The sequence below is a fragment of the Pseudomonas sp. PSE1(2024) genome (assembly GCF_050990555.1).
In the GTDB taxonomy this organism is placed as follows: Bacteria; Pseudomonadota; Gammaproteobacteria; order Pseudomonadales; family Pseudomonadaceae; genus Aquipseudomonas; species Aquipseudomonas aphyarum.
The window spans coordinates 3,836,523-3,850,307 of the sequence record NZ_CP158967.1; the positions used below are offsets into that span (position 1 = coordinate 3,836,523).

The following is a 13,785-nucleotide window of genomic DNA, read 5'->3' on the forward strand; positions in this document are numbered from 1 at the left end:
ATTACCAAGTCGTCACCACATCCGTCTGGAGGCTGCCCCATGCAAAAAATTCTGTTGCCCCTGGCCCTGCTCGCCGGCCTTGCCGCCCAGGCCCAGGCTGATGAAGAGGCCGTCGCCTATCGCTACGGCATGTCGCTGGATATCGCTGAAGTCGTGAGCATCACCCCGGTCGCCGACGTCTGCGGCGTAGTGCCGGTCGAGATGACTTACCTCGACAGCCACGGCGCAAAACACATTCTTCAATACAGCGAATTCGGCTCCGGCTGTTCGAACTGAGAGGACACACCATGAAAAACCTGATCGAAGGCTTCCTGAAGTTCCAGAACGAAGCGTTTCCGCAACGCACCGAACTGTTCAAACACCTGGCGACCACCCAAACCCCGGGCACCTTGTTCATCACCTGCTCCGACAGCCGCGTCGTCCCGGAACTGCTGACCCAGCAAGAACCCGGCGAGCTGTTCGTGATCCGCAACGCCGGCAATATCGTGCCGTCCTACAGCCCGCATCCGGGCGGGGTTTCAGCGACGGTGGAATACGCGGTAGCCGTGCTCGGCGTGACCGACATCGTGATCTGCGGCCACTCCGACTGCGGCGCCATGACTGCTATCGCCCAGTGCAAATGCATGGATCACCTGCCCGCCGTCAGCGGCTGGCTGCAACACGCAGAGTCGGCGAAAGTGGTCAACGAATCGCGGCCACACGCCAATGACGCGGCCAAGCTGAGTTCGATGGTGCGGGAAAACGTGATCGCGCAACTGGCGAACATCCAGACTCACCCGAGCGTGCGCCTGGCCCAGGAGAAAGGCCTGCTGAATCTGCATGGCTGGGTGTACGACATCGAGACCGGCTCGATCGACGCGCTGAGTGCCGACCGCCGTACCTTCGTCTCGCTGGCCGAGCAACCGTCGACGTGCGCGGTGTACGGTCAGGCAGTCGATGCTGCTTGAAAACACAACGCCGCACCCGTCATTGCGACGGGCGCGGCGTTGTTCTGTTCAGCGTTTTACGCTCAGATCGATTTGCGTCATGCGGCTGCGTACGGTGAACACGCCGTCACCGGAGAGGATCGCGCTGCGGGCAAACAGGCGGCCGCTTTCCCAGTTCGAAAGGCCCAGTTCCGGCTTGTTCAGCGCGTACTGGCCATCGACCCAACGGGTGATGCCGTTACCCACGAACGGCGCGTTGACCGCGCTGTAGAAACGCTCCTGAACCGCCGCATCTTCGCTGATCAACGACACGGTGAACTGCGGGCTGTAGCGATTGAACAGCGCGATGGCCTGATCCAGATCGTCGACGATCATCAGGCTGGCTTCCGGGGTTTCTTCCCATTCCCACTCGCGGCCCAATTGCGCTTCCGGCAAGGGTTCGGCCAGGGCTTCGGTCTGGTAACCCTCGGCCCGATAGACCTCGACCGTCGCGTTCTGCCAGTCGCTCGGCAGGTAGCTTTCGCTGCCTTCGACGATGTGCAGTTTGCAGCCCTGACCGCGCGCGGTACCGGCTTGCTGCAAGGCGTCGAGGAACAGCGGCACCAGTTCGGCGGCGCGGTCGCGCTGGATCAGGCAGACGTTCAGCGTGTTGCAAACCTTGCGGTCCAGCGAGTTGCGCACCACAGCGGCAAAGCGCTTGGCGTCGGCATCGCGATCAGCAATCAGCCACGCGCCGCCGGTGCCGTGCAGGCTGACGGCGGTGCCGGCCTGTTGGGCGATGCTGCCCAACTGGCTGACCGCACGGCCCGAACCACGGGCCACCGCCAGCGACAGACGCCGGTCGGCGAACATCGCCCAACCGGCGGCGTGGTTGACGCTCTCCACCAGCGACACCGCACCCGCCGGCAGACCGGCATCGGCCAGCGCCGGGTTCAAGGCGTGAGTGACAATGGCTTGCGCGGTGCCCAGCGCATCGCTGCCAATGCGCAGCACGGCGGTGTTGCCGGTGCGCAATACACCGGCGGCGTCGGCGAAGACGTTTGGCCGGCCTTCGAACACGAATGCGACGATGCCCAGCGGCGACACCACCTGCTCGACCTTCCAGCCGTCATGCTCGACGCTGCTGATCACTTTGCCACGGGTGGCCGGCGCATCACGCCAGGCGCGCAGGCCGGCGATCATGTCGCGGCGCATGCGCTCGTCGGCGAGCAAACGGGTAGTGGAACGACCGCGAGCCTTGGCTCGTTCGATGTCGGCGAGGTTGGCGGTTTCGATCAGCGCCCAGGCGTCCGGGTTTTCCAGACGTTGCGCGAACAGATCAAAGAAGCGGCTGATGGCCTCATCCGGCACAGCGGACAACGCAGTAAACGCCGCCGCTGCACGCTCGATCGCCACCGATGCGGCCTGCTGATCCACCACCGGAATCAGCAACAGCTCGCCGCTCACCTGCTCCACCAGCAGGTGGTCGCCGGGTCGGAAACGCTCGGCCAGTTCGGGGCTGACCACGGTGACGCGGTTACCGGCGAAAGGGATAGGCGTGCCAGCGACGAGACGTTCGAGCGCGAGAGACATGGAGCGGATTCACCATATTGAGGGCGGCCGGAAAATGTATAGGTTGGCCTCCCTCAAAGCAACACGGCCTCAGAATACCGACCAGCCAATCCGCGAACTGAGCATTTCCAGCGCCGCCATCCCTGCCAGCGAGTTGCCCGCCGTGTTCAGCTCCGGCGACCACACGCACACCGAGAACTGCCCCGGCACCACCGCAACGATGCCGCCGCCGACGCCACTCTTGCCCGGCAAGCCGACGCGGTAGGCGAAGTTGCCGGCCTCGTCGTAGAGGCCGCTGGTGGCCATGATCGAGTTGACTTGCTGGGTCTGGCGGCGAGTAAGAATCTGCTCACCGCTGTGTTTGCAGAAACCGTCGTTGGCCAGGAAACAGAAGGCCCGGGCCAGGTCGATGCAGTTCATGCGCAACGCGCAGTGGCTGAAGTAGCTGCGCAGCACCGCCTCAACGTCGTTGTGGAAGTTGCCGAAGGATTGCATCAGGTACGCCATCGCCGCGTTGCGCGCGCGATGCTGGTATTCGGAATCGGCGACCTTGCCGTCGACCATCACCTGCGGGTTGCCCGACAACCGTCGCACGAAATCGCGCATCGACAATGCCGGTGCCGCAAAGCGCGACTGGTTGATGTCGCAGATCACCAGCGCCCCGGCATTGATGAACGGATTGCGCGGGCGGCCACGCTCGAATTCCAACTGCACCAGCGAGTTGAAAGGCTGGCCGGACGGCTCGTGGCCCAGGCGCTCCCAGATCGCCTCGCCGGAATGTTCGATGGCCTGCACCAGGCTGAACACCTTGGAAATACTCTGCACCGAGAACAGCGTCTCGGCGTCGCCGGCGCAATACATCTCGCCGTCGTTGCCATACACGGCGATGCCCAGTTGATTGGCCGGCACGGTGCCGAGGGCGGGAATGTAGTCAGCCACCTTGCCCTGCCCGATCAGGGGCCGGACAGCGTCAAGGATCTCGTTCAACAGCGCTTGCATGCCGGGTTCCGAAGTCTCGCCCCATGGGATTGCGGGGACACCGTGGCTAGACGCTGCGCCCGGCAATCGAATCACACCGGCGCTGTGTATCGCAGTGTGTACGGCCCGACGCCCGACACATCCCGCGCACAAATCCGGCCCTTCGCGACACATCAGCGATACAGCCCGGCGTTCAAATGAACCTGTCGATCGGCAGCCCCGATCAAGCCTTTGAACTCAAACATCGCATCGGAGATTCACCATGACCAAGCTCTCGAAAACCTCCCTGACTCTCGGCCTGCTGCTTGCCGGTGGCCTGGCCCTGTCCAACGCAGCTTCGGCCTCGGAAGCGTTCAGCGTCAAGCAACTGGATCACGGCTACAGCCAGACCCAGGCCAAGGCCGACTCTGCGGAAAAAACCTCGGAAGGCAAATGCGGCGAAGGCAAGTGCGGCGCCGGCGAGTAACCCTTTTTTCGGGGCACGTCGGTGCCCCGTTTTCTCTTGAATGAATGGAGCCTTCCCATGACCACAGCTCTCTCGTCGGCCGTCAAAGGCCTGCATGTGAACCTCGACCGCGCCGGCCAGTGGCTCGCGCCGCTGACCTTGCGCCTGTTCATCGCCTGGGAATTTTTCGAATCGGGACTGGAGAAATTCAACGGCCAGAACTGGTTCGAAGACATTCAGGAGCGGTTTCCGTTTCCCTTCGACCACTTGCCCGCCACGCTGAACTGGGAGCTGTCGATGTGGGCCGAGCTGATCTGCGCACTGGCAATCCTGGTCGGATTCGGCACGCGGATTTCGGCGATTTCGCTGATTGTCGTGACCGTCGTTGCCACCGCTGCCGTGCACTGGCCGGCGGACTGGTCATCGCTGAGTGAACTGGCCCAGGGTTACGCGATCACCAACAAGGGGTTCGGCAACTTCAAACTGCCGGCGATTTATCTGGCTGCGCTGGTGCCGCTGGTGTTTGCCGGGGCAGGCAAGTTGAGCGTGGATGCGTGGCTGGCGCGGTTCTTCTGGAAGCGCACCAATCGTTGAAGCTCACCCTCCGCCGCCAGTGCGCACCCGCCAACTTCTGCTAGGCTCGATTGAGATCCCACGGGTGCTGCCGTGGTGTCTTCCATGCGTGACAACAGCAGGGTCAGGGAATGACACATTTCTATCAATGTGAAGGCATGCACTGGTGCGCCAGTGATGAAAAGATCATCGAGTCAGAATGGGGTCTTGCGGTTTGCAGCCAGTGCAATCGGAGAATAATCCGATCCGAGCACCACATGATGCCGCCCTCCACACTCAGCAGCATGCCCTGCGTGCGCATCAACAGCGCTCATAACACCGTGCCGTTGAATATGCCGGGCACATCGTTTCCACCTTCAATTTCGCTCGGCGGGAATCCGTTTTCTTCAACACTTGCGCCATTCATCGGCGCGCCATTTTCCACCCCGTCCCCATCATCAAGCCCTTCGTTCGGGTTCGCTTCATCCTCAGATCCGATGATGGCGGCAGCAGCCTCATCCTCGATGGCCATGGAAGTGACCGAATACAAACAGCGGGACGACGAGCTATATCTACATCATCGGGCGGTGATCAAAGAGAGCGAATCCCAAGCGGTGCTCTATGAGGTGTTGCAGGGGGTCGGCTACACCTTCCTGCGACGGGACAAAAATTTCGGCGCTTACAACCCGGGATCGGAAAGCACCTGCACTGTTCCTGAGCCAGGTGTCACCGGAGATGGGGCGTTCACTGTCAGACAAACTTCCGGTGGCGAATTGGTCATCGGTCGCGAAGAAAATCCGATGGCAGAAGGTTACTGCCAGGCGGGAAGAGTCTCCTACCCGGACTATTTCGTCATGTTGAACAGCGTTTTTTACGCCATCGAACTGAAAACGCCGCGAGTCAACAACTTCAAAATCTATATGTCCGATACCTTCTGGACAGACAAGGGATTTGGCGGGCGCAGCATTGAGAATCAATTGACGGCTAGAAAAAAACTGATGGGGAGCAAGGTCATGCAGATCCTGCTGTTCGACGTCCGAAACATGTCCGATCTGGTCAATGCCAGTGCCGATGCCGTCCTGACTGACCTCAAGAACAGTATTTGCCATCTGAAACTCCGGAGGGCGTTTTTCGAGGCAACGGTGAACGGTGTCATGCTCTACAACGGCGGCACCTACAATCCCAGCAAGTTGTTTTCCATGAGCGAAATCCTGAGCGGCGCCGCTTCGAAAGGGACACAGACAAACATCCTGTCCTTCCTCAAAAAATGACCTGCCGCCAGGCGAGTCAAACCGCAAAAATCAATGCGCCCGGTCCAGCCCCGCCAGCAACGCGCTGTCTCGGCTGTAGATGTCCGGCGCGTAAAGCACACGACCCTGGCCATCGACCTGTGCCGTCCAGTAGGTCATGAGGATCGGCACCGGATTGCTCAGGCGGAATTCATGGGTGGTGCCGGTGGCGAGCAAGGTGTCGGTACGCGCCTTCTCCGCCGGGCTGAGCAGGAAATCGCGCAGCTTCATCGGATGCTCGACCCGCACGCAGCCGGAACTGAACGCCCGTGGCCCCTTGTCGAACAGCGCCTTGCTCGGCGTGTCGTGCAGGTACACCGAGAACGGGTTGGGGAACCGAATGACCATTTGCCCCAGCGGGTTGCGCGGCCCGGCGTCCTGACGCAGAAGGATGTTGCCGGGGTTGTCCCAGTCGATGTCGGCGGCGGCCAGCGGCTGGCCGTTGGCGTCGAGCACTTGCAGGTTCTGACGGCTGAGGAAGGTCTGGTCCTTGCGGATCTCCGGCAGTTTGTCTTCCTTCCAGATGGTCGGCGGCACGGTCCAGGTCGGGTTCAGGGTCAGGCGCGTGACTCGGGATTTGAGCAGCGGGGTCTGGCGCTCGGCGCGCCCGACCTGGGTGCGGGTCTGCCACACCGGCAAGCCACCCTGATAAAGCGTCAGTTCGGCAGCGGCGACGTTGACCAGCAGACCGTCCGGCTCCATGTCCTGAGCCATCCAGCGGAAACGTTCAAGGTTGACCCGCAACTGTTCGCGACGGGTCAGCGGACTGATGTTGAGTTCGGCAATCGTTCCCGGACCGACCACTCCGTCGGCCTGTAACGAATGGTTGGCCTGAAAGCTCTTCACCGCCTCCACCAATACGCCGTGATAAGCGTTGTCCGGCGTGCCGACCACACTGCTCAGGTAGCCTTCGCTGTACAGCCGTCGGGCCAGTTCCGGCACGCGTTTGTCTTCCATGTCCGGACGCAGCAACGGGCCGTTGCCCACCGATGTCCACTGCGGCAAGGCTTTCAGGCGTTGAGCTGCGTAGAGATGACGCAGATTCTGGTACTGCGCCAGCTGCGGGCGGGCCAGATCGAAGGCGGCCGGAACGTTGCGCACGCCCGGTACGGCGATGGCGAGCAATTCGGCCTGTCGGTCGCGTGGCGTTTCGTCGGAATGCCACAGCGGTTCGAAGTGCGATTGCAACAGGCGGCCGTAATGCAGATCCTGCAGGGCTTGCAGGTAGTAACGGCTGATCTCGATGTCGGCGCACAGTTCGCCGTCCTGCGGGGCAGTGAGCGCCACCGGGTAGCGTTTCGGGTTCAGGCCATCGTCGGCCAACAGCTGCAATTGCGCATGCAAGGCCGGCAATTGCCCGCCATCGGCCCATACCGGCAGCCAGTCCTGCTGCTGGTAGAAGGCGCGCAACTGATCCAGCGCCGGGCCGCTGAGGCTGGTGCCGATCGTCGGGCACGCCTGGGGCAGACTGATCAGCGCAGCCTGCAACGGGCTCTGCGGCTCGATGGGCATTTCCGTCGGCACGGGCGGCAGCGTCGGGAGTCCCGGCAACGGCTCTTCGGCGCAAGCGACAAACGGCGCAGCGAGCAAACAAATGCTCAAGTAGCATGCGTACTTTTTGAACAACTGCTTTACTCCAATCCATGGCCGTCCTGATTGACGGTCAACCTTACCTCAGGTGCGGTGAACAGTCAGGCCCGATTCGCGGGCTTGCCGGGGACGACTGGACGTCAGGAGCCTAAGTGCCAAACAAGTAGCAAGTGGAGACTCACTTTAAATGTTGACGTTTTTGCGCCGACTTCTGCTGACTGCCACCGCCATTGGCGTGCTGACCAGTCCAGCCTTTGCCGCCGGCACCTCTTCGCCGGTTCTGTACACCAGCCTCGCGCACGCCGCTCCGGAACTCAATCCCCAGGCGCTGAAAGGTGCCTTGAACGCCATGCAATGTGCGATCAACAACGGCGCGAAGCAGTCCCGTCACCTGGCGATCATCGACTATTCGCAGCCGTCCACCGAGCGCCGGTTGTGGATCTTCGACCTGACCCGGAAAAAACTGGTGCTGCGCGATCTGGTCGCCCACGGTTCTAACTCCGGGGAAAACTTCGCCACCCGATTCTCCAACCGTGAAGGCAGTTTTCAGTCCAGCCTCGGCCTGTTCCGCACCCAGGAAAGTTACCAGGGCACCCACGGTTACTCGCTGCGCATGGACGGTCTGGAACCGGGCATCAACGACATGGCCCGTGACCGCGCCATCGTGATCCACGCCGCCGACTACGTGAACCCGTTCTGGAGCAAACGTACCGGCCGTCTGGGCCGCAGCCAGGGTTGCCCGGCGGTGCGACCGCAGGTTGCCAAACGGGTGATCGACAGCCTGAAGAATGGTCAATTCATGTTCTCCTGGTACCCGGATCAGCAGTGGCTGAAATCCTCGCCGTACCTCAACTGCCAGCCGCAACAGATCGCGAGCATTCTCAGCACCCACGCCAGCTGAATACTCTGTGGGAGTGCGCTGGCTCCCACAGGTTCGGTTTATTACAGATTTGTCATCGAGTTGTCGGTTTGCCGAGCGGATCGCCCGGTAGCTTGAAGTTGTCCCGGCCAGAACGCCGATCAACTTCAACGACTCGAGTGACCCATCATGAAAACCCTGATCCTCGCCTTCACCGCCCTCCTCGCCACCGGTTCCGTGTTCGCCGCTGAAATGCCTGAGCGCACGGTCATTCACGACACCAACGGCTTCTACGTGCACCTGGATGTCGACAAAGTCCTCTCCAGCACCGATATTTCCCAGGCTTGCGGCGTGATCCCCGCGCAGCTCAACTACCTCGACCACCAGGGCCGTGAACATGTGCTGGACTATCAGGTGCAAGGCAGCGGCTGCATCAATGACAATTGAGGCACAGTGCCCATGAATATCCTTGTTGTCGAAGACGAACCCAAGGCAGGCAATTACCTGCTCAACGGCTTGCAGGAACTGGGCTACAGCGTGAGCCTGGCCCGGGACGGCGCCGACGGCCTGCACCTGGCGCTGGAATTCGACTTCGATGTGATCGTGCTGGACGTGATGATGCCGAAAATGGATGGCTGGGAAGTCCTGCGCCGGCTGCGCAAGGAAACCGACACGCCGGTGCTGTTCCTGACTGCCCGCGACGACATCGCCGACCGGGTCAAAGGCCTGGAACTGGGCGCCGACGATTACCTGATCAAGCCGTTTTCCTTCGCCGAACTGGTGGCACGCCTGCGCACCCTGACCCGGCGCGGGCCGATCCATGAAGAAGAGCAATTGCAGGTGGCCGATCTGCAGATCGACGTGCTCAAGCGTCGGGTCACCCGCGCCGGCAACCGGATCACCCTGACCAACAAGGAGTTCGCCCTGCTGCAACTGTTCGCCACCCACACCGGCCAGGTGCTGTCGCGTTCGCTGATCGCCTCGCGGGTGTGGGACATGAATTTCGACAGCGACACCAATGTGGTCGATGTCGCCGTGCGCCGCCTGCGGGCGAAGATCGACGATCCTTTCCCGCTCAAGCTGATCCACAGCGTGCGCGGCATCGGCTACCGCTTCGATACTCAGCCATGAAAATCGCCGGCACTTATTCCCTGACCTTGCGTCTGGCGCTGGTCTTCGCCGTGCTCGCCTTCGCGGCGCTGGCAGGCCTCGGCGCGGCGCTTTACAACCAGCTGGAAGAGCAACTGACCCGCCGCGACGATATCCAGTTGGTCAGTCGCATCGATCAGTTGCGCACCATCCTCAACGACAGCAACACGCTGGAATTGATCAAGACCAAACCGGCGCTGTTCCAGAATATGCTGGGCAACCGCGAAGCCTTGCTGACCATCGGCGCACCCGGCCAGCCGCCGCTGCTGGTGGTCAACCCCGGCAACCTCGCCACCCCGAACTTGCCCGCCGTACCGATCGATCATCCGATGGCCCTGAGCGATGTACAGCACTTGCCGAGCGTCGACGGTGTGCCGTTTTCGGCGGTGGCGGCGACCATCGACTCGGGCGATCTGGGCAACCTGCAGGTGCTCACCGGACGCCTGATGACCGAGCGCACGGCAATGCTCGCCAATTACCGGCTCAGTGTGTACGGCCTCGCATCATTGGCCGCGATCGTGCTGGCGCTGGTCGGCTGCCTGCTGGTGTATCGCGGCCTGCTGCCATTGCGGCGGATTGCCCGGCATGCCCACGGGATCGGCATCGCCAACCTCGGCGAACGCCTCGACCGCCAAGGCACGCCTCGGGAATTGCAGCCGATGATCGAGTCTTTCAATGCGATGCTGGACCGACTTGACCGAGGGGTTGCGCAACTCAGTCAGGTCTCCACCGACATGGCCCACGAACTGCGCACGCCGATCAACAACCTGCTCGGTGAAACCCAGGTCGCGTTGCAACAGAACCGCAGCGTCGACGCCTATCAGCAGCTGCTCGCCTCCAACGTCGAAGAACTCGAACGGCTGGCGCGGATGCTCGACAACATGCTGTTTCTCGCCCGTACCGACCCGGCCAGCGCATTGAGCCAGCGTCAGGAGCTGGACGCCGGCGATGAAATGCAGCGCATTGCTGACTACTTCGAGGGATTGGCGGCGGACGTCGGTGTCACCATCGAGGCCAGTGGCAGCGGCGTGATCTGGGCCGAACCGATGCTGCTGCGTCGGGCGCTGGCCAATCTGTGCGCCAACGCGATCAAGTACGGCGCGGCGGATTCAACGTTGCAGGTCGAAGCCATCGCCGAAGCGGACGGTAGCTACCTGCGGGTACGCAATCAGGGCGCGACGATTCCGGCGGAACATTTGTCGCGGCTGTTCGAGCGTTTCTATCGCGTCGATCCGTCCCGCGAGCGCTCCGCCCAATCCAACGGACTGGGCCTGTCGATTGTCGCGACCATCATGCAGTTGCATCAGGGCCGCTACAGCGTCAGCAGCGCCGACGGCATCACCTGCTTTGAACTGTTCTTTCCGGCACGGGAGACGCGAGACGCAGGTGCGTGAAGGCACCGAGCGCAAACGCCGCGAACATCAACGCCGTGGCCACACCGAAGGTCATGTGCAAGCCGCCTGCGATGACCGCGGTCGGTGCCTGAGTCGGATCGTCCGTGGCCAGTGCAAACACCGCGCCCATCGCCGCCGCCCCGGTGATCAGGCCCAGATTGCGCGACAACCCGAGCATGGCCGAAACCACGCCGCGCTGATCCTGAGCAACGCCGGACATCAACCCGGTGTTGTTGGCAGCCTGGAACAGCGCATAACTCAAGGCCACCACCGTGATCGGCAGCACGTATGCAAGCACTCCGAAACTCACCGGAAACAGCGCCAACAGACCACATCCGCAGGCCAGGCCGAGCAACGCACCCGGCACCATTCGCCGCGCGCCGAAACGATCCACCAGACGCCCGGCCGGTACGCCGCTGAACGCCGCCAGCAACGGCCCGATCGACAACACCAGTCCTACCTGCGTGCTGGTGAGACCCAAACCTCGGCTCAGGTAAAACGGCCCGACCACCAGCGTGGTCATCATCACTGTCGTCACCAGCAAGGTCAGCGCCAGACTGCTGCTGATTCGCGTGTCGGTGAACAATGACAGGTGAATCAGCGGCGCCTTGCTCCGTTTCTCGACCAGGATGAACAACCCCACACCCAACAGACTGAGCAACAGCAACGTCGGGGTAAGTCCTTCGATTGTCATCGCCAGCGCATAGGCCGCCAGCGTCAGCATCAGTATGGCGGTGCCGGGATAATCAAATGCAACACCCGAACGTACGATCCGATCCTTCGGCAGATAGCGATACACCAACCACGCATTGAGCAAGCCCAACGGCACGTTGATCACAAAGATCGACTGCCAGCCGACATGCGCCATCAACAGCCCGCCGAGCGACGGCCCGAGGGTGGTGCCGGTCGCTGACATCGTGGCCAGCAACCCCATCGCACTGCCGGCCCGGGATTTGGGCACCGCATCGGCCACCAGCGCCACCGTCAGCGCGAACATGATCGCCGCGCCCAGGCCTTGTACCGCCCGCGCACCGATCAGCCAGGCAAGGCTCGGCGCCAGTGCGCAGGCCAGCGAAGCGGCGGTAAAGATGCCGATGCCGATCAACAGCAAGCGACGCCGCCCAAACCCATCACCCAAACGCCCGACGCTGACAATCAACGTGGTGACCGCCAGCAGATAGGCCAGCACGATCCACTGCACCTGTTGAAACGTCGCATCGAACGCCGCCGCCAGCGTCGGCAATCCGGCGTTGGCGATGCTGGTGTCGAGCGACGGCATCAGCATCGACAGCGCCAGACTGGTCACCGCCCAGCGGGCTGAAGGGCTCAGGGGTTCTCGGTGCATGGGGGGCTCACTGGGCAGAAGTCATGGGACATAGCCTGAGCCTCGACAATACAAGGCGCAAGACGCATGCTTTGCACTTGATACCTGCATGGAACGCCATGTCATGAATGCGCCGGATCTGAACCTGTTGATCACCCTCGACGTGCTGCTGAGCGAAGGCAGCGTCGCCCGCGCCGCCGAACGCCTGCGCTTGAGTCCGTCAGCCATGAGCCGGGCGCTGGCCCGGCTGCGCGAAACCACCGGGGATCCGCTGCTGGTGCGCGCCGGTCGCGGACTGGTGCCGACCCCGCGTGCGCTGGAGCTGCGTGACCGGGTCAGTTATCTGGTGCAGGAAGCCGAAGCGGTTTTGCGCCCGGCAGAAGTGCTCGATCCCGGCCAGTTGCGCCGCACCTTCACCCTGCGCAACACCGACGGTTTTGTCGAAACCTTCGCCGCCGCCCTGCTCGCCCGCATCGCCGAAGAGGCGCCCGGCGTGCGCCTGCGCTTTGTGCAAAAGGCTGACAAAGACAGCACGCTATTGCGCGTAGGCCGGGTGGATCTGGAAACCGGCGTGGTCGACGACAGCACCGACCCGACGCTGCACAGCCGCATCCTGTTCCGCGATCAGTGGATTGGTGTGGTACGCGAGGGGCATCCATTGAGTAGCGGCAAGGTCAGCGCCAAACGCTTTGCCGCAGGCCAGCACATTCTGGTGTCACGACGGGGGCGCAGCAGCGGCCCGGTGGACGAGGCATTGCTCGCCTTCGGCATGACGCGGGATATCGTCACCTCGTTCGGCGGGTTTTCGGCGGCGCTGACGCTGGTCCGTGAGTCGGACCTGATCGCCACCGTCCCGGAGCGTCACACCAGCAAACTGCGAACGGGTTTGCACAGCTTCGCCCTGCCATTCCGGATGCCGGACATCAGCGTGTCGATGCTCTGGCATCCGCGCATGGACGCCGATCCGGCGCATCGCTGGCTGCGCAATTGCGTGCGGGAAGTCTGCGCCTAACGCGCGTCCCCGCCTGCGGGTTTGTAGAACAGGAATTTTCTGGTCTCGGCGGTTTTCCTGTATTCCTTGGCCCAGCTCGGATGAACGTTGCGGTCGTGGAAATACAGCGCGCCGTGGGTGCGATCGGTGAGCTGTCGGTTCAGCGCCTTGCCGGCGATTTCCTTGGCCAGCGCGTATTCGGCATCTTCCTTGACCTGATCCGGACGCCCGTCGCACCACCAGGAAAACTGGCAGCTTTTGCTTTCCGAGCCCTGCTTGACCACCTCGCAGACGGTGCCTGGAAAGCCGTCATGCCCGAGGCGATTCATCACCACACTGGCCACGCCTTCCATGTCGGCATTGTCCTTGCCCTTGGCTTCCCAATAGATACTGCGTGCCAGACAGGTGATCGGATCGTCCAGCGGTGCGGCGCCAGCGGGGTCCACTGCCTGTGCTTCAGTCGGGGTGATGGCCTCGGATTTGGGCGCCGGAGGCGCGTCGGGTTTGTCGGCGGCCTTCTCTTCCAGAACCTCGGCTTTCGCTTCGGCCTTTTCCTTGATCGGAGCCTGATCGGTGGCCAGTGCCGCGCCGCTCAGCAGGGTCAACGCAAGACAGCAAAGCAACCCGTTCAATCGCATGATCATTCTTCCGGCAGGGCCCATGCGGGCGAAGTGTTACGTGGTTGAGACGCCCGGTTTCCGGGGTCTTCGCAGAGTGTAGACGGCAAATTGCACGGA

At 62.4% G+C, this 13,785-nt stretch carries 16 protein-coding genes; 10 read left to right on the top strand and 6 right to left on the bottom strand.

Translation table 11 applies throughout. The annotated features are described in order from the left end of the window. Positions 1-39: 39 nt before the first annotated feature. Positions 40-276 carry a DUF2790 domain-containing protein gene (locus tag ABTV87_RS17265; protein ID WP_433897998.1) on the top strand — a complete coding sequence of 79 codons (237 nt, stop codon included), beginning with the start codon at positions 40-42 and terminating at the stop codon, positions 274-276. An 11-nt stretch (positions 277-287) separates the two neighbouring features. Further along, complete coding sequence (locus tag ABTV87_RS17270) at positions 288-947, top strand: carbonic anhydrase (RefSeq protein WP_007950573.1); 660 nt, start codon at positions 288-290, stop codon at positions 945-947. Between the two features lie 48 nt (positions 948-995). Here the strand turns inward: ABTV87_RS17270 and ABTV87_RS17275 are convergent, their stop codons facing one another. Both ABTV87_RS17275 and glsB read right to left on the bottom strand, forming a co-directional pair. Continuing rightward, complete coding sequence (locus ABTV87_RS17275) at positions 996-2,498, bottom strand: aldehyde dehydrogenase family protein (protein WP_085602827.1); 1,503 nt, start codon at positions 2,496-2,498, stop codon at positions 996-998. A 69-nt stretch (positions 2,499-2,567) separates the two neighbouring features. Beyond that, positions 2,568-3,476, bottom strand: coding sequence for a glutaminase B (gene glsB, locus ABTV87_RS17280; RefSeq protein WP_258711927.1), 909 nt, complete (start codon positions 3,474-3,476; stop codon positions 2,568-2,570). 241 nt (positions 3,477-3,717) lie between these two features. On the opposite strand from glsB, the gene ABTV87_RS17285 reads away from it, so the two are divergent. After that, positions 3,718-3,921, top strand: coding sequence for an HvfA family oxazolone/thioamide-modified RiPP metallophore (locus ABTV87_RS17285; RefSeq protein ID WP_007950576.1), 204 nt, complete (start codon positions 3,718-3,720; stop codon positions 3,919-3,921). A 57-nt stretch (positions 3,922-3,978) separates the two neighbouring features. Next, positions 3,979-4,494 (top strand): HvfX family Cu-binding RiPP maturation protein, encoded by a 516-nt coding sequence (locus ABTV87_RS17290; RefSeq protein ID WP_221534279.1) that lies wholly within the window; start codon positions 3,979-3,981, stop codon positions 4,492-4,494. A 289-nt stretch (positions 4,495-4,783) separates the two neighbouring features. Here the strand turns inward: ABTV87_RS17290 and ABTV87_RS17295 are convergent, their stop codons facing one another. Continuing rightward, positions 4,784-4,984 carry a hypothetical protein gene (locus ABTV87_RS17295; RefSeq protein WP_221534277.1) on the bottom strand — a complete coding sequence of 67 codons (201 nt, stop codon included), beginning with the start codon at positions 4,982-4,984 and terminating at the stop codon, positions 4,784-4,786. Here ABTV87_RS17295 and ABTV87_RS17300 point away from each other — a divergent pair. Further along, on the top strand, positions 4,983-5,723 hold the full coding sequence (locus ABTV87_RS17300; protein WP_085666530.1) for a hypothetical protein: 741 nt from the start codon (positions 4,983-4,985) through the stop codon (positions 5,721-5,723). The genes ABTV87_RS17295 and ABTV87_RS17300 overlap by 2 nt on opposite strands. Before the next feature lie 30 nt (positions 5,724-5,753). Here the strand turns inward: ABTV87_RS17300 and ABTV87_RS17305 are convergent, their stop codons facing one another. Next, positions 5,754-7,367, bottom strand: coding sequence for a L,D-transpeptidase family protein (locus ABTV87_RS17305; RefSeq protein ID WP_085602816.1), 1,614 nt, complete (start codon positions 7,365-7,367; stop codon positions 5,754-5,756). Positions 7,368-7,518: 151 nt separating this feature from the next. On the opposite strand from ABTV87_RS17305, the gene ABTV87_RS17310 reads away from it, so the two are divergent. The 4 genes from ABTV87_RS17310 to ABTV87_RS17325 all read left to right on the top strand — a co-directional run bounded on the left by ABTV87_RS17310 (position 7,519) and on the right by ABTV87_RS17325 (position 10,733). Then, entirely contained in the window at positions 7,519-8,232 is a 714-nt protein-coding gene (locus ABTV87_RS17310; RefSeq protein WP_227232878.1) for a murein L,D-transpeptidase catalytic domain family protein, read from the top strand. A gap of 147 nt (positions 8,233-8,379) precedes the next feature. Continuing rightward, entirely contained in the window at positions 8,380-8,637 is a 258-nt protein-coding gene (locus ABTV87_RS17315; protein ID WP_085602814.1) for a DUF2790 domain-containing protein, read from the top strand. A 12-nt stretch (positions 8,638-8,649) separates the two neighbouring features. Continuing rightward, on the top strand, positions 8,650-9,321 hold the full coding sequence (locus ABTV87_RS17320; RefSeq protein WP_007950581.1) for a heavy metal response regulator transcription factor: 672 nt from the start codon (positions 8,650-8,652) through the stop codon (positions 9,319-9,321). After that, positions 9,318-10,733, top strand: a complete 1,416-nt coding sequence (locus ABTV87_RS17325) for a heavy metal sensor histidine kinase (protein WP_433897999.1) — start codon at positions 9,318-9,320, stop codon at positions 10,731-10,733. Before ABTV87_RS17320 ends, ABTV87_RS17325 begins: the two co-directional genes overlap by 4 nt. On the opposite strand, the gene ABTV87_RS17330 is transcribed toward ABTV87_RS17325, so the two are convergent. Beyond that, the gene (locus tag ABTV87_RS17330) at positions 10,678-12,078 is read right to left on the bottom strand and encodes an MFS transporter (protein ID WP_433898000.1); all 1,401 of its coding nucleotides are present in this window, start codon (positions 12,076-12,078) and stop codon (positions 10,678-10,680) included. The genes ABTV87_RS17325 and ABTV87_RS17330 overlap by 56 nt on opposite strands. 103 nt (positions 12,079-12,181) lie before the next feature. On the opposite strand from ABTV87_RS17330, the gene ABTV87_RS17335 reads away from it, so the two are divergent. Next, positions 12,182-13,069 carry a LysR family transcriptional regulator gene (locus tag ABTV87_RS17335; RefSeq protein WP_433899867.1) on the top strand — a complete coding sequence of 296 codons (888 nt, stop codon included), beginning with the start codon at positions 12,182-12,184 and terminating at the stop codon, positions 13,067-13,069. Here ABTV87_RS17335 and ABTV87_RS17340 read toward each other — a convergent pair. Continuing rightward, a complete protein-coding gene (locus tag ABTV87_RS17340) occupies positions 13,066-13,686 on the bottom strand; it encodes a cell wall hydrolase (RefSeq protein WP_127798514.1) in 621 nt (206 codons plus the stop codon). The genes ABTV87_RS17335 and ABTV87_RS17340 overlap by 4 nt on opposite strands. Positions 13,687-13,785: the final 99 nt, after the last annotated feature.